Below are 14502 nucleotides of genomic sequence, written 5' to 3'. Positions count from 1 at the left end.
CGGTCCTTTTCGACTGAGCTGCTGCCCCGCCTTGCGGTTGCTGGATACCTGATGACGCTGCCTGCCGACATCCCTTCCGACCTGCTGCCACCGCGCATTCGCCCGGTGGACCGGCTTGGCTTTACCCTGTTCGTGGCTGCCCTGGTGCACCTGGCGCTGATCCTTGGCGTGGGCTTTACCGTGGTCAAACCGGCCGAAATTCGCCAGACCATGGACATCACCCTGGCCACCTTCAAGAGCGAGAAGGCGCCGAACAAGGCTGATTTCCAGGCCCAGGCCAATCAGCAGGGCAGCGGCACCCTGGAAAAGAAAGCGGTACCGACCACCACCGAGCTGGCGCCGTTCCAGGACAGCAAGATCAACAAGGTCACCCCGCCGCCTGCCGCCAAGCCTGAAGTAACACCACCGCCCGTGCCGGAGAAATCCGCCGTGGCAACCAAGGCGCCGAAAGCGCAGAAAGTCGAGCCCAAGCCCAAGGAAAGCAAGCCGCAGCCCAAGCCGGCAGCGGCCACCCCGGATTTCGACAGCTCGCAATTGTCGAGTCAGATCGCCAGCCTTGAGGCGGAGCTGTCCAACGAACAGCAGATGTACGCCAAGCGCCCGAAGATTCACCGCCTCAATGCGGCTTCGACCATGCGCGACAAGGGCGCCTGGTACAAGGAAGAGTGGCGCAAGAAGGTCGAGCGGGTGGGCAACCTCAACTACCCCGACGAGGCACGCCGGCAACAGATCTACGGCAACTTGCGGATGATGGTTTCGATCAACCGCGATGGCTCGCTGTACGAGGTGCTGGTACTGGAGTCGTCCGGGCAGCCGGTGCTGGACCAGGCGGCGCAGCGGATCGTGCGGTTGGCGGCGCCCTTCGCGCCGTTTACCGGCGACCTGGCCGAGTTCGACCGGCTGGAGATCATCCGCACCTGGCGCTTCGCCCGCGGCGACCGCCTGTCCAGTAACTGATCCGACGGCCCTTTCGCGGGCACGCCCGCTCCCACAGGATTCTCACAATTCCCGGGCTTGTAGTAATCCTGTGGGAGCGGGCGAGCCCGCGAAGAGGCCGGCACATCTGACACATATCCGCACCTTGTCAGCCTCGCCACCTGGCGCCACACTATCCCCCATGAAAACCCTCACCCCGAGCTACCTCAAGCATCAGTTCCTGATCGCCATGCCGCACATGGCCGATCCGAACTTCGCCCAGACCCTCACGTACATCGTCGAGCACAACGCCAATGGCGCCATGGGCCTGGTGGTCAACCGACCACAGGAGCTGAACCTGGCCGACATTCTCGAGCAGTTGCGCCCCAACGAGGTACCTCCGGCCAGCACCTTGCACGTGCCCATCTACCAAGGTGGCCCGGTGCAGACTGACCGCGGCTTCGTCCTGCACAGCAGCGAATGCAGCTACCAGGCCACCGTCGAACTGCAGGGCCTGTCGCTGTCCACTTCGCAGGACGTGCTGTTCGCCATCGCCGAAGGCGTAGGGCCACAGCAAAGCCTGATCACCCTGGGTTATGCCGGCTGGGAAGCGGGCCAGCTGGAAGCGGAACTGGCCGACAACGCCTGGCTCAACTGCCCGTTCGACCCGGACATCCTCTTCGCCATGGCCAGCGAGCAACGCCTGGGGGCCGCCGCCCGCAGCCTGGGGATCAACCTCAGCTTGCTGACCAGCCAGGCGGGGCACGCCTGATGGCCGAATTACGCCTGCTGCTGGGCTTCGACTACGGCAGCAAACAGATCGGCGTCGCCGTCGGCCAGGTGATAACCGGCCAGGCCCGTGAGTTGTGCACCTTGAAGGCGCAGAACGGCGTGCCGGACTGGGCCCAGGTGGAAAAACTCATCAGCGAGTGGAAGCCCGATGCCATCGTCGTCGGCCTGCCGCTGAACATGGACGGCACACCCAGCGAAATGAGCGAGCGCGCGGAAAAGTTCGCCCGCCGCCTCAATGGCCGCTTCAACGTGCCGGTGCACACCCACGACGAACGCCTGACCACCTTCGAGGCCAAGGGCGAGCGCATGGCCCGTGGCGGCCAGCGCGGCAGCTACCGTGACAACCCGGTCGACGCCATCGCCGCCGCCCTGCTGCTGCAAGGCTGGCTGGAGGCCAATACCTGATTTTTCCCGCGTTTACGTCGGGGCAATCACAACGCCCTCGGCGCCCCCCAGGAGATACGCAATGAGCCTACCCAATCCCGCCGACCTGATCCGGCAGATGGCTGTCGACCTTCGCGCCCATCTGGCCCGCCGCAACATCACCGAGCCGCGCTTCATCGGCATCCGTACCGGCGGCGTCTGGGTTGCCCAGGCCCTGCAGGCGGAAATGGCCGACCAGAGCCCGCTCGGCACCCTGGACGTGTCGTTCTACCGCGATGACTTCAGCCAGAACGGCCTGCACCCGCAGGTGCGCCCCTCGGAGCTGCCATTCGAAGTCGAAGGCCAGCACCTGGTGCTGATCGATGACGTGCTGATGAGTGGCCGCACCGTCCGCGCCGCGCTCAACGAATTGTTCGATTATGGCCGCCCGGCCAGTGTCACCCTGGTCTGCCTGCTCGACCTGGATGCCGGCGAGCTGCCGATCCGCCCCAATGTACTCGGCGCCACCCTGTCGCTGGCCGCCCATGAACGGGTAAAATTGACCGGACCCGCACCGCTCGCCCTCGAGCGCCAGGACCTCGCCACCGCTTCCGCCCTTTAAGAGTCCCCCCGCGATGACGCCAATCGACGCCAAGCGCCCGCTGCAGCTCAATGATCAGGGCCAGCTGCGCCACTTCCTCTCGCTCGACGGTTTGCCCCGCGAACTGCTGACCGAGATACTCGACACCGCCGACTCGTTCCTCGAAGTCGGCGCCCGGGCCGTGAAGAAGGTCCCGTTGCTGCGCGGCAAGACCGTGTGCAACGTGTTCTTCGAGAACTCGACCCGTACCCGCACCACCTTCGAACTGGCCGCCCAGCGCCTGTCGGCCGACGTGATCAGCCTGAACGTGTCGACCTCCTCGACCAGCAAAGGCGAGACCCTGTTCGACACCCTGCGCAACCTCGAAGCCATGGCTGCCGACATGTTCGTCGTGCGTCACTCCGACTCCGGCGCCGCGCACTTCATCGCCGAGCACGTGTGCCCGGACGTCGCCGTGATCAACGGCGGTGACGGCCGCCACGCGCACCCGACCCAGGGCATGCTCGACATGCTGACCATCCGCCGTCACAAGGGCAGCTTCGAGAACCTCTCGGTGGCGATCGTCGGTGACATCCTGCACTCGCGCGTGGCGCGCTCCGACATGCTCGCGCTGAAGGCGCTGGGCTGCCCGGACATCCGCGTGATCGGCCCGAAAACCCTGATCCCTATCGGTATCGAGCAGTACGGCGTGAAGGTCTACACCGACCTTGCCGAAGGCCTCAAGGACGTCGACGTGGTGATCATGCTGCGCCTGCAGCGCGAGCGCATGGCCGGTGGCCTGTTGCCTAGTGAAGGCGAGTTCTACCGCCTGTTCGGCCTCACCACCGCACGCCTGGCCGGCGCCAAGCCCGACGCCATCGTCATGCACCCGGGCCCGATCAACCGCGGCGTGGAGATCGAATCGGCGGTGGCCGACGGCAAACACTCGGTGATTCTCAACCAGGTCACCTACGGCATCGCCGTGCGCATGGCCGTGCTGTCCATGGCCATGAGCGGGCAGAACGCGCAACGTCAATTCGACCAGGAGAACGCTCAGTGACCATCAGCATTCTTGGCGCCCGGGTCATCGACCCTGTCAGCGGCCTGGACCAGGTCACCGACCTGCACCTGGATGGCGGCCGCATCGCCGCAATCGGCGCCGCCCCGGCCGGCTTCAGCGCCAGCCGAACGATCGAAGCTGGCGGCCTGATCGCCGCGCCCGGCCTGGTCGACCTCGGCGTCTCGCTGCGCGAGCCGGGCTACAGCCGCAAGGGCTCGATCGCCAGTGAAACCCGCGCCGCCGTGGCTGGTGGCGTCACCAGCCTGTGCTGCCCACCACAGACCAGGCCGGTGCTGGATACTTCGGCTGTGGCCGAACTGATCCTCGACCGCGCCCGCGAAGCGGCCAACAGCAAGGTCTACCCGATCGGCGCCCTGACCAAGGGCCTGGAGGGCGAGCAACTGGCCGAACTGGTTGCCCTGCGCGACACCGGTTGCGTGGCCTTCGGCAACGGCCTGAAGGAAATCCCCAACAACCGTACCCTGGCCCGTGCCCTGGAATACGCCGCCACTTTCGACCTGACCGTGGTGTTCCACTCACAGGACCGCGACCTGGCCCAGGGTGGCCTGGCCCACGAAGGCGCCATGGCCAGCTTCCTCGGCCTGCCCGGCATCCCGGAGACCGCCGAGACCGTAGCCTTGGCGCGCAACCTGCTGCTGGTGGAACAGACCGGCGTGCGTGCGCACTTCACCCAGATCACCAGCGCCAGGGGTGCACGGCTGATCGAGCAGGCCCAGCAATTGGGCCTGCCGGTGACCGCCGACGTGGCGCTGTACCAGCTGATCCTTACCGACGAGTCGCTGCGTGAGTTCTCCAGCCTGTACCACGTGCAGCCACCATTGCGCACCGCCGCCGACCGCGACGGCCTGCGCGCGGCGGTGAAATCGGGGGTGATCCAGGCGATCTCCAGCCACCACCAGCCCCACGAGCGCGATGCCAAGCTGGCCCCGTTCGGCGCCACCGAGCCGGGTATCAGCAGCGTCGAACTGCTGCTGCCGCTGGCCATGACCCTGGTCGAGGACGGCCTGCTCGACCTGCCGACCCTGCTCGCCCGCTTGAGCAGCGGCCCGGCCAAGGCCATGCGCCTGCCGGCCGGTGAGCTGAAAGTCGGCAGCGCCGCCGATCTGGTGCTGTTCGACGCCAAGGCCTCGACGATTGCCGGTGAGCAATGGCTGTCGCGTGGCGAGAACTGCCCGTTCATCGGCCACTGCCTGCCGGCTGCGGTGCATTATACCTTGGTCGATGGGCACGTCTGCCACGAGGCCTGAGTAACCCTGTGGGAGCGGCCTTGCGTCGCGAAAGGGCTGCGTAGCGGCCCCAGGATCTCGGCATCTTGCATAGATTGCCGGGGCCGCTTTGCGACCCTTTCGCGACACAAGGCCGCTCCCACATTGATCGCGCTCGACCTTGAGCGTGCGGCGACCATTCATCCCCCGCGGTTGAAATCCTTCCCCCCACCCCCATATGAGTCTGCATCAGGCAATTTTGCCCCGCTGCGTGGAGACTCTCCCCTTGACCACCATCGTTTCTGTCCGCCGTAACGGCAAAGTCGTCATGGGCGGCGACGGCCAGGTATCCCTCGGCAACACCGTGATGAAAGGCAACGCCAAGAAAGTCCGTCGCCTGTACAACGGTCAAGTGATCGCCGGCTTCGCCGGTGCCACCGCCGACGCCTTCACCCTGTTCGAGCGCTTCGAAGCCCAGCTGCAGAAACACTCCGGCCATCTGGTGCGTGCCGCCGTCGAGCTGGCCAAGGAATGGCGTACCGACCGCTCCCTCAGCCGCCTGGAAGCCATGCTGGCAGTGGCCAACAAGGATGCATCGCTGATCATCACCGGCAATGGTGATGTGGTCGAACCGGAAGATGGCCTGATCGCCATGGGCTCCGGTGGCGGTTACGCCCAGGCTGCAGCCCGCGCCCTGCTGAACAAGACCGACCTGTCGGCCCGGGAGATCACCGAGACTGCCCTGAACATCGCCGGTGACATCTGCGTGTTCACCAACCACAACCTGACCATCGAGGAGCAGGACCTGGCCGAGTAATCAGCTGTTCTGGCGTCCCGCTCATGGCGGGACTTTTCCACGCTGACCTACTCCGCTCGAGGACCATTTTCATCATGTCCATGACCCCCCGCGAGATCGTCCACGAACTCAACCGTCACATCATTGGCCAAGACGATGCCAAGCGCGCTGTCGCCATTGCCCTGCGCAACCGCTGGCGGCGGATGCAGCTGCCGGTCGAGCTGCGCGCCGAAGTGACCCCAAAGAACATCCTGATGATCGGCCCTACTGGCGTGGGCAAGACCGAGATCGCCCGCCGCCTGGCCAAGCTGGCCAACGCACCATTCCTCAAGGTCGAGGCCACCAAGTTCACTGAAGTGGGCTATGTCGGTCGCGATGTCGAGTCGATCATCCGTGACCTGGCCGATGCCGCGCTGAAGATGCTGCGCGAGCAGGAAATCGTTCGCGTGCGCCACCGTGCCGAGGACGCCGCCGAAGACCGCATCCTTGACGCCCTGCTGCCGCAGGCGCGGGTCAGCAGCTTCAGCGAGGAAGCCGCGCAGACCAGCACCGATTCCAACACCCGCCAGCTGTTCCGCAAGCGCCTGCGTGAAGGCCAGCTGGACGACAAGGAAATCGAGATCGAAGTGGCCGAGAACATGGGCGTGGAAATCGCCGCGCCGCCCGGCATGGAGGAGATGACCAACCAGCTGCAGAGCCTGTTCGCCAACATGGGCAAAGGCAAGCGCAAGACCCGCAAGCTGAAGGTCAAGGACGCCCTGAAGATGGTGCGCGACGAAGAAGCCAGCCGCCTGGTCAACGAGGAAGAACTCAAGGGCAAGGCTCTGGAAGCGGTCGAGCAGCACGGCATCGTGTTCATCGACGAAATCGACAAGGTGGCCAAGCGTGGCAACGTCGGCGGTGCCGATGTCTCCCGTGAGGGCGTGCAGCGCGACCTGCTGCCACTGATCGAAGGCTGCACCGTCAACACCAAGCTGGGCATGGTCAAGACCGACCACATCCTGTTCATCGCTTCCGGTGCGTTCCACCTGAGCAAGCCGAGCGACCTGGTACCGGAGCTGCAGGGCCGTCTGCCGATCCGTGTCGAACTGAAGGCGCTGACCCCGGAAGACTTCGAGCGCATCCTGAAAGAGCCACACGCGTCGCTGACCGAGCAATACAGTGCATTGCTCAAGACCGAAGGCCTGAACATCGATTTCGCCGCCGACGGCATCAAGCGCCTGGCCGAGATTGCCTATCAGGTGAACGAGAAGACCGAGAACATCGGTGCCCGCCGCCTGCACACGCTGCTCGAGCGCCTGCTCGAAGAGCTGTCGTTCAGTGCCGGCGACCTGGCCAGCAGCCACGACGAAGCGCCGATTGTCATCGATGCTGCATACGTGAACGGCCACCTCGGTGAGCTGGCGCAGAACGAAGACCTGTCGCGCTACATCCTGTAAGACCGCAGGGGCCGCTTCGCGGCCCTTTCGCGACACAAGGCCGCTCCTACAAGAGACCGCGATCTTCTGTAGGAGCGGCCTTGTGTCGCGAAAGGGCTGCGCAGCAGCCCCCTTGCACAATGGCCTGAATCACTCGAAGCTTGCACCACCAGCTCCCGAGAGATTCCCACCATGGCCCGCCTGCCCACCGCCATCAACCTGCACAAAGCCTCCAAGACCCTCAGCCTTACCTATGCCCCCGGCGAGGTCTATCAGCTGCCCGCCGAATTCCTGCGGGTGCACTCCCCCTCCGCCGAGGTTCAGGGCCACGGCAACCCCATCCTGCAGTTCGGCAAGATCAACGTCGGCCTCATCGGCCTGGAACCTGCCGGCCAATATGCACTGAAATTGACCTTCGACGACGGTCACGACAGCGGCCTGTTCACCTGGGAATACCTCGAACAGCTGTGCCTGCGCCAGGAACAGCTGTGGGCCGACTACCTCGAAGAGCTGCACAAGGCCGGCAAGTCCCGCGACCCGGCGGAATCGGTGGTCAAACTCATGCTCTAGCGCAAGCCTTCCAGGCTTTAGAGCGCATTTTCTAATCTCATCTGTTTGAATGCCTTACAGACAACTCTTGAACGGGTTGTCTTGCGCATTACATGAAAGTCGGGTAACCAATGGAGCTGGCAAGTTCCCTGCATCGCCTTGAAGGCAATCAGGGACTGGCCGGTATGTAGAGGTCGCGAGCGAAAGCAGGCTGTCTTCACACGCAGAATCCCCCGCAGCTCATCGCCGAAAGCATCCGGCCCGCAGCACCGCTGTTCCTTATCACTGGTCACCCGGGTAGCAGTACCGGGCTGTCCGCTGTGCAGTGCGCCACAGCAATCCGGTACTCGTCTCAGGACAACGGAGCGTCGTAGATGAGTAACAAGAACAACGATGAGTTGCCGCGGCAGGCCTCGGAAAACACCCTGGGGCTGAACCCGGTCATCGGCATCCGCCGCAAGGACCTGCTGAGCTCTGCGCGTACCGTGCTGCGTCAGGCCGTGCGCCAGCCGCTGCACAGTGCCAAGCATGTGGCGCACTTCGGCCTGGAGCTGAAGAACGTGCTGCTGGGCAAGTCCAGCCTCGCCCCGGAAGGTGACGACCGTCGCTTCCAGGACCCGGCCTGGAGCAAGAACCCGCTTTACCGCCGTTACCTGCAGACTTACCTGGCCTGGCGCAAGGAGCTGCAGGAGTGGGTCGGCAACAGTGACCTGTCGCCTCAGGACATCGCCCGCGGCCAGTTCGTCATCAACCTGCTGACCGAGGCCATGGCGCCGACCAATACCCTGTCCAACCCGGCGGCCATCAAACGCTTCTTCGAAACCGGCGGCAAGAGCCTTCTGGACGGCCTGTCCAACCTGGCCAAGGATGTGGTCAACAACGGCGGCATGCCCAGCCAGGTCAACATGGACGCGTTCGAGGTCGGCAAGAACCTGGGCACCAGCGAAGGCTCCGTGGTCTACCGCAACGATGTGCTGGAGTTGATCCAGTACAACCCCATCACCGAGCAGGTACATACCCGCCCGCTGTTGGTGGTCCCGCCGCAGATCAACAAGTTCTATGTCTTCGACCTGAGCCCGGAAAAGAGCCTGGCGCGCTTCTGCCTGCGCTCGCAGCAGCAGACCTTCATCATCAGCTGGCGCAACCCGACCAAGGCCCAGCGCGAATGGGGCCTGTCGACGTACATCGACGCCCTGAAGGAGGCGGTCGATGCGGTACTGGCGATCACCGGCAGCAAAGACCTGAACATGCTTGGCGCCTGTTCCGGCGGTATCACCTGCACGGCGCTGGTCGGCCACTATGCCGCGCTGGGTGAACAGAAGGTCAATGCCCTGACCCTGCTGGTCAGCGTGCTGGACACCACGCTGGACACCGAGGTCGCACTGTTCGTCGACGAACAGACGCTCGAAGCCGCCAAGCGCCACTCCTATCAGTCCGGCGTGCTCGAGGGCAGCGACATGGCCAAGGTGTTCGCCTGGATGCGCCCCAACGACCTGATCTGGAACTACTGGGTCAACAACTACCTGCTCGGCAACGAGCCACCGGTGTTCGACATCCTGTTCTGGAACAACGACACCACACGCTTGCCTGCCGCGTTCCATGGCGACCTGATCGAACTGTTCAAGAACAACCCGCTGACTCGCCCGGGAGCCCTGGAAGTGTGCGGCACCGCCATCGACCTGAAAAACGTCCAGTGCGACATCTTCAGTGTCGCCGGCACCTCCGACCACATCACCCCGTGGCAATCGTGCTACCGCTCGGCGCACCTGTTCGGCGGCAAGATCGAGTTCGTGCTGTCCAACAGCGGGCACATCCAGAGCATCCTCAACCCGCCTGGCAATCCCAAGGCCCGCTTCATGACCGGCGCCGACCGCCCCGGTGACCCGGTGGCCTGGCAGGAAAACGCCGAAAAGCATGCCGATTCCTGGTGGCTGTACTGGCAGGCCTGGCTGGGCGAGCGCGCTGGCGACCTGAAAAAGGCCCCGACGCGCCTGGGCAACCGTGCCTATGCCGCCGGCGAGGCAGCACCAGGCACTTACGTACACGAGCGTTGAGTCGCAATGCCGTGGCCGCTTGGAGCGTGCCACGGTACATTTTCAAGCCATAGAGCCACGCGCATGCCGCTACCCTACATCTTCCGCACCGTCGAGCTGGACGACCAATCCATCCGTACTGCGGTGCGCCCGGGCAAGCCGCACCTGACGCCGCTGCTGATCTTCAACGGCATCGGCGCCAACCTGGAGCTGGTGTTCCCTTTCATCGAGGCACTCGACCCAGACCTGGAAGTCATTGCCTTCGACGTGCCCGGCGTGGGGGGCTCGTCCACCCCGCGCCACCCGTACCGCTTTCCCGGCCTGGCCAAGCTGACCGCACGCATGCTGGATTACCTGGACTACGGCCAGGTGAATGCCATCGGTGTGTCCTGGGGAGGCGCGCTGGCCCAGCAATTCGCCCACGACTACCCCGAGCGCTGCAAGAAGCTGGTACTGGCAGCCACCGCCGCCGGTGCGGTGATGGTGCCGGGCAAGCCCAAGGTGCTGTGGATGATGGCCAGCCCCAGGCGCTACGTGCAGCCATCGCATGTCATCCGCATCGCGCCGCTGATCTACGGTGGCGGTTTTCGCCGTGACCCCGACCTGGCCATGCACCATGCGGCCAAGGTGCGCTCGGGCGGCAAGCTGGGGTATTACTGGCAACTGTTCGCCGGCCTTGGCTGGACCAGCATCCACTGGCTGCACAAGATCCAGCAACCGACCCTGGTGCTGGCGGGCGATGACGACCCATTGATTCCGCTGATCAACATGCGCCTGCTGGCCTGGCGAATTCCCAATGCCCAGCTACACATTATCGACGACGGTCATCTGTTCCTGATCACCCGGGCCGAGGCTGTCGCACCCATCATCATGAAGTTTCTCCAGCAAGAGCGTCAGCGCGCGGTCATGCACCCCCGTCCGGCCTCTGGTGGCTGAATTGTTGCTTGCTGTTGCACAGCACGACTGATGAGTACGACCGTGGCCTGACAAGGGAGTTGTTGCCATGAAAGAAAAACCGGCCAAAGGAACGTCAACGCTTCCCGCCACCAGCATGAACGTACAGAACGCCATCCTCGGCTTGCGGGGTCGCGACCTGATTTCCACCTTGCGCAGTGTTGGCCGTCATGGCCTGCACAACCCGTTGCATACCGCCCGCCACCTGCTGGCCCTGGGCGGACAACTGGGCAGGGTGATGCTCGGCGACACGCCCTATCAGCCGAGCGCGCGTGATGCACGCTTCAACGATCCGACCTGGAGCCAGAACCCGTTCTACCGACGCGGCCTGCAGGCCTACCTGGCATGGCAGAAACAGACCCGCCTGTGGATCGAGGAAAGCCACCTGGACGACGATGACCGGGCCCGTGCGCACTTTCTGTTCAACCTGATCAACGATGCGCTGGCACCGAGCAACTCGCTGCTCAACCCGTTGGCGGTCAAGGAACTGTTCAACACCGGTGGGCAGAGCCTGGTGCGCGGTGTCGCCCACTTGCTCGACGACCTTCGCCACAACGACGGGCTGCCCCGTCAGGTCGATGAGCGCGCCTTCGAAGTGGGCGCAAACCTGGCGACCACCCCCGGCGCCGTGGTGTTTCGCAACGACCAGCTGGAGCTGATCCAGTACAGGCCGATGAGTGAAAAGCAGCATGCCCGGCCCGTGCTGGTGGTGCCGCCACAAATCAACAAGTACTACATCTTCGACCTGCAGCCGACCAACAGCTTCGTCCAGTACATGCTCAAGAACGGCCTGCAGGTGTTCATGGTCAGCTGGCGCAACCCTGACCCTCGCCACCGCGAGTGGGGCCTGTCGAGCTATGTACAGGCGCTGGAAGAGGCGCTGAACGCCTGCCGCAGCATCAGCGGCAGCCGCGACCTGAACTTGATGGGCGCCTGCGCCGGCGGTTTGACCATGGCGGCGCTGCAGGGCCACCTGCAGGCCAAGCATCAATTGCGCCGGGTACGCAGTGCTACCTACCTGGTCAGCCTGCTCGACAGCAAGTTCGACAGCCCGGCCAGCCTGTTCGCCGACGAACAGACGATCGAGGCGGCCAAGCGTCGCTCGTACCAGCGCGGTGTGCTGGACGGCGGGGAGGTGGCGCGGATCTTCGCCTGGATGCGGCCCAACGACCTGATCTGGAACTACTGGGTCAACAACTACCTGCTCGGCAAGACGCCGCCGGCCTTCGACATCCTCTACTGGAATGCCGACAGCACGCGCCTGCCGGCCGCGCTGCACGGTGACCTGCTGGACTTCTTCAAGGTCAACCCGCTGACCCGCGCAGCTGGCATGGAAGTGTGCGGCACACCGATCGACCTCAAGCAGGTCGGCCTCGACAGCTTCACCGTGGCTGGCAGCAACGATCACATCACGCCTTGGGACGCGGTGTATCGCTCGGCCTTGCTGCTCGGTGGCGACCGGCAGTTCGTGCTGGCCAACAGCGGGCACATCCAGAGCATCATCAACCCGCCCGGCAACCCCAAGGCGTACTACCTGGAAAACCCCAGGCTGTCGAGCGACCCGCGTGCCTGGTTCCATGACGCACAGCGCCGTGACGGCAGCTGGTGGCCGCTGTGGCTGGAGTGGATCACGCCGCGCTCCGGCCCGCTCAAGGCGCCACGCACGGAATTGGGCAACGCCACGTATCCACCGCTGGGCCCTGCGCCAGGCACCTATGTCCTGACCCGATGAGCACCACCACTGGATGAAAACCCGCGACCGTATCCTCGAATGCGCCCTGCAGTTGTTCAATGCGCAGGGCGAGCCCAATGTATCGACCCTGGAGATCGCCAACGAACTGGGCATCAGCCCGGGCAATCTGTATTACCACTTCCACGGCAAGGAACCCTTGATTCACGGGCTGTTCGACCGTTTCGAGGAAGCGTTGATGCCATTGCTCGACCCACCGCTGGAGGTGCGCCTGGAGGCCGAGGATTACTGGCTGTTCCTGCACCTGATCGTCGAGCGCATGGCCCAGTACCGGTTTCTGTTCCAGGACCTGTCCAACCTGACCGGGCGCCTGCCGAAGCTGGCAAGGGGCATGCGCAGCCTGATCAACGCACTCAAACGCACCTTGGCGGCACTGCTGGCAAGCCTGAAGGGTCAGGGGCAAGTGGTCAGCGAGACGCAGGCATTGGGCCAACTGGTGGAGCAGATCACCCTGACCTTGATGTTCTCGCTCGACTACCAGCGGGTACTGGGGCGCGAGGGGGATTCGGGGATCGTGGTGTACCAGGTAATGATGCTGGTGGCGCCGCATCTGCAGGTGCAGGCACGAACCGCAGCGCAGGAGCTGGCGGTGCGGTATCTGGAGGGTTGAACCGGTAGGAGATGTATTGCTGCACCGACGTCTTCGCGGGTAAACCCGCCCCCACAAGGGACAGCGCTGATGCTGAACCCGGCGCTGTACCTGTGGGAGCGGGTTTACCCGCGAAGGGTGTTACGCAGCTATCAGAGCAGAGAGCCGGTGCTGGCTGGAGCCGAAGGCGGGTTGCTGGCTGGAGCCGCAGTAGGCGCCGGCGCTGCGGTAGCAGCCGGAGCGGCGCTGGCCGCTGCTGCTGGCTTGGCGGCTGCCGGTTTGGCCGGTGCCTTCTTCACCGCTGGCTTCTTCGCTGCGGCAGGCTTGGCTGCAACCGGCTTGGCAGTCGATTTTGCCGCAGGCTTGGCCGCTGCGGTCTTGGCTGCGGGTTTGGCCGCTGCCGGTTTAGCCGCAGTCTTGGCAGCCGCCGTTTTTGCTGCGGGCTTGGCCAATGGTTTGGCCGTTGCCTTGCTCGCTGCCGGTTTGGCGGCTGCAGAGCGCGAGGAGACCGGGGTGACCGACGCACCGGTCAGTTTCTCGATCTGCTTGGTCAGGCTGTCGACTTGCTGGTGCAGGGCCTTGATTTCGTTGCGGCTTGGCACGCCCAGACGCGAGATGGCACTGTTCAGGCGCTTGTCGAAAGCTTCTTCGAGCTCGCTCCACTTGCCCAGTGCGCGATCCTTGACCCCAGACACACGCGAAGTGGTCGAGGACTTGGCAGTTTCCGCCACGTCTTCGGCAGTCTTCTTCGCCTGCTTTTCGGCCTTCTCGCCATCCTTCACCAGCGAGTCGAACAGCTTCGGGCCGTCCTGATCGACTTTCGAATAGATACCCAGCCCCGCCAGCCAGATCTTGCGGGAGTACTTCTCGATCCCGCCGATCCAGGAGCTGCCTTCTTTATCGGAATTCTTCTTGCCAGCCATCCTGCTCTCCTTATGGTTTGTGCGCGACGCGCTCGAGCAGCTCATGCAGCTGTTCAAGCTTGATGGACAACGCCTCAACGTCATGTTTAGACGGAATGCCAAGGCGATTCAAGGCGCGACCTACCCGTGCGTCGAAAGCTTTTTCGATCTTGTCGAGTTGAACTTCGACTTTGCCGCGTACGCGGCTGACTTCCTCGGTGGCCTCGTCGAGCTGGTGGTTGGCGGCATCGAGCTGTTTGTCGATGCGTTGCTTGCCACGTTTCTCGACGCTTTCACCGGCCTTGACCAGCTCCTTGAAGTAGTCGGAACCTTCCTGGCCGACGCGGGCATAGGCGCCGATACCGGCCAGCCAGATCTTGCGGGCGTAACCACGCACCTCGCCAAGCGTGCCCAGGGCTTCTTCCTTTTTCTTCGCAGTCACTTTGGCCATGCTGTGTACCTCATGTTCATGAGTGGAGGAAAAACCGCCCATGGAGGTTGGGCTTGAGCACAAGGTAGGCAAGAAAATTAGAAACCTCACCCTAAGCTGGATGCCGCTGCGCATCCGTGCCTAG

General features: G+C 64.0%; 15 protein-coding genes. 13 read left to right on the top strand and 2 right to left on the bottom strand.

The window, feature by feature from the left end:
- Nucleotides 1-51 precede the first annotated feature (51 nt).
- The 13 genes from ACTORR_RS16390 (at nt 52) to ACTORR_RS16330 (ending at nt 13046) form a co-directional block, all read left to right on the top strand.
- Nucleotides 52-957, top strand: a complete 906-nt coding sequence (locus tag ACTORR_RS16390) for an energy transducer TonB (protein WP_054884308.1) — start codon at nt 52-54, stop codon at nt 955-957.
- 160 nt (nt 958-1117) lie between these two features.
- Nucleotides 1118-1687: a YqgE/AlgH family protein gene (locus tag ACTORR_RS16385; RefSeq protein WP_054884307.1), complete on the top strand. Its 570-nt coding sequence runs from the start codon at nt 1118-1120 to the stop codon at nt 1685-1687.
- The gene (gene ruvX, locus ACTORR_RS16380; RefSeq protein ID WP_054884306.1) at nt 1687-2112 is read left to right on the top strand and encodes a Holliday junction resolvase RuvX; all 426 of its coding nucleotides are present in this window, start codon (nt 1687-1689) and stop codon (nt 2110-2112) included. Before ACTORR_RS16385 ends, ruvX begins: the two co-directional genes overlap by 1 nt.
- Before the next feature lie 61 nt (nt 2113-2173).
- The gene (gene pyrR / locus ACTORR_RS16375; protein ID WP_054884305.1) at nt 2174-2692 is read left to right on the top strand and encodes a bifunctional pyr operon transcriptional regulator/uracil phosphoribosyltransferase PyrR; all 519 of its coding nucleotides are present in this window, start codon (nt 2174-2176) and stop codon (nt 2690-2692) included.
- Nucleotides 2693-2705: 13 nt separating this feature from the next.
- The gene (locus tag ACTORR_RS16370) at nt 2706-3710 is read left to right on the top strand and encodes an aspartate carbamoyltransferase catalytic subunit (RefSeq protein WP_008099987.1); all 1005 of its coding nucleotides are present in this window, start codon (nt 2706-2708) and stop codon (nt 3708-3710) included.
- Complete coding sequence (locus ACTORR_RS16365; RefSeq protein ID WP_313364926.1) at nt 3707-4978, top strand: dihydroorotase; 1272 nt, start codon at nt 3707-3709, stop codon at nt 4976-4978. The genes ACTORR_RS16370 and ACTORR_RS16365 overlap by 4 nt, the downstream gene beginning before the upstream one ends.
- A gap of 244 nt (nt 4979-5222) precedes the next feature.
- Nucleotides 5223-5753, top strand: a complete 531-nt coding sequence (gene hslV / locus ACTORR_RS16360) for an ATP-dependent protease subunit HslV (RefSeq protein WP_054884302.1) — start codon at nt 5223-5225, stop codon at nt 5751-5753.
- 74 nt (nt 5754-5827) lie between these two features.
- Nucleotides 5828-7171 (top strand): ATP-dependent protease ATPase subunit HslU, encoded by a 1344-nt coding sequence (gene hslU, locus ACTORR_RS16355; protein WP_054884301.1) that lies wholly within the window; start codon nt 5828-5830, stop codon nt 7169-7171.
- Nucleotides 7172-7342: 171 nt separating this feature from the next.
- Nucleotides 7343-7720: a gamma-butyrobetaine hydroxylase-like domain-containing protein gene (locus ACTORR_RS16350; protein WP_054884300.1), complete on the top strand. Its 378-nt coding sequence runs from the start codon at nt 7343-7345 to the stop codon at nt 7718-7720.
- A gap of 353 nt (nt 7721-8073) precedes the next feature.
- Nucleotides 8074-9753, top strand: a complete 1680-nt coding sequence (phaC, locus tag ACTORR_RS16345) for a class II poly(R)-hydroxyalkanoic acid synthase (protein WP_441343718.1) — start codon at nt 8074-8076, stop codon at nt 9751-9753.
- Between the two features lie 63 nt (nt 9754-9816).
- Nucleotides 9817-10668: a poly(3-hydroxyalkanoate) depolymerase gene (phaZ, locus tag ACTORR_RS16340; protein ID WP_054884298.1), complete on the top strand. Its 852-nt coding sequence runs from the start codon at nt 9817-9819 to the stop codon at nt 10666-10668.
- Nucleotides 10669-10735: 67 nt separating this feature from the next.
- Complete coding sequence (gene phaC, locus ACTORR_RS16335) at nt 10736-12418, top strand: class II poly(R)-hydroxyalkanoic acid synthase (protein ID WP_099815690.1); 1683 nt, start codon at nt 10736-10738, stop codon at nt 12416-12418.
- 13 nt (nt 12419-12431) lie between these two features.
- Complete coding sequence (locus tag ACTORR_RS16330; RefSeq protein ID WP_054884297.1) at nt 12432-13046, top strand: TetR/AcrR family transcriptional regulator; 615 nt, start codon at nt 12432-12434, stop codon at nt 13044-13046.
- Between the two features lie 131 nt (nt 13047-13177).
- Here the strand turns inward: ACTORR_RS16330 and ACTORR_RS16325 are convergent, their stop codons facing one another.
- A complete protein-coding gene (locus tag ACTORR_RS16325; RefSeq protein ID WP_054884296.1) occupies nt 13178-13948 on the bottom strand; it encodes a phasin family protein in 771 nt (256 codons plus the stop codon).
- Between the two features lie 10 nt (nt 13949-13958).
- A complete protein-coding gene (locus ACTORR_RS16320; RefSeq protein WP_054884295.1) occupies nt 13959-14378 on the bottom strand; it encodes a phasin family protein in 420 nt (139 codons plus the stop codon).
- Between the last annotated feature and the right edge of the window lie 124 nt (nt 14379-14502).

Origin of the sequence: Pseudomonas sp. SAR267 (genome assembly GCF_052077595.1) — a bacterium.
Lineage (GTDB): Bacteria > Pseudomonadota > Gammaproteobacteria > Pseudomonadales > Pseudomonadaceae > Aquipseudomonas > Aquipseudomonas vlassakiae.
Note: the sequence above shows the minus strand (reverse complement) of the source record. Positions and strands in the feature narration are given on the sequence as shown.

What these genes read in the sequence shown, in the direction of transcription:
- ACTORR_RS16390 (WP_054884308.1), top strand. Translation starts at nt 52, where the DNA reads ATGACGCTGCCTGCCGACATCCCTTCCGACCTGCTGCCACCGCGCATT.
- ACTORR_RS16385 (WP_054884307.1), top strand. Translation starts at nt 1,118, where the DNA reads ATGAAAACCCTCACCCCGAGCTACCTCAAGCATCAGTTCCTGATCGCC.
- ruvX (WP_054884306.1), top strand. Translation starts at nt 1,687, where the DNA reads ATGGCCGAATTACGCCTGCTGCTGGGCTTCGACTACGGCAGCAAACAG.
- pyrR (WP_054884305.1), top strand. Translation starts at nt 2,174, where the DNA reads ATGAGCCTACCCAATCCCGCCGACCTGATCCGGCAGATGGCTGTCGAC.
- ACTORR_RS16370 (WP_008099987.1), top strand. Translation starts at nt 2,706, where the DNA reads ATGACGCCAATCGACGCCAAGCGCCCGCTGCAGCTCAATGATCAGGGC.
- hslU (WP_054884301.1), top strand. Translation starts at nt 5,828, where the DNA reads ATGTCCATGACCCCCCGCGAGATCGTCCACGAACTCAACCGTCACATC.
- ACTORR_RS16350 (WP_054884300.1), top strand. Translation starts at nt 7,343, where the DNA reads ATGGCCCGCCTGCCCACCGCCATCAACCTGCACAAAGCCTCCAAGACC.
- phaC (WP_441343718.1), top strand. Translation starts at nt 8,074, where the DNA reads ATGAGTAACAAGAACAACGATGAGTTGCCGCGGCAGGCCTCGGAAAAC.
- phaZ (WP_054884298.1), top strand. Translation starts at nt 9,817, where the DNA reads ATGCCGCTACCCTACATCTTCCGCACCGTCGAGCTGGACGACCAATCC.
- phaC (WP_099815690.1), top strand. Translation starts at nt 10,736, where the DNA reads ATGAAAGAAAAACCGGCCAAAGGAACGTCAACGCTTCCCGCCACCAGC.
- ACTORR_RS16330 (WP_054884297.1), top strand. Translation starts at nt 12,432, where the DNA reads ATGAAAACCCGCGACCGTATCCTCGAATGCGCCCTGCAGTTGTTCAAT.
- ACTORR_RS16325 (WP_054884296.1), bottom strand. Translation starts at nt 13,948, where the DNA reads ATGGCTGGCAAGAAGAATTCCGATAAAGAAGGCAGCTCCTGGATCGGC.
- ACTORR_RS16320 (WP_054884295.1), bottom strand. Translation starts at nt 14,378, where the DNA reads ATGGCCAAAGTGACTGCGAAGAAAAAGGAAGAAGCCCTGGGCACGCTT.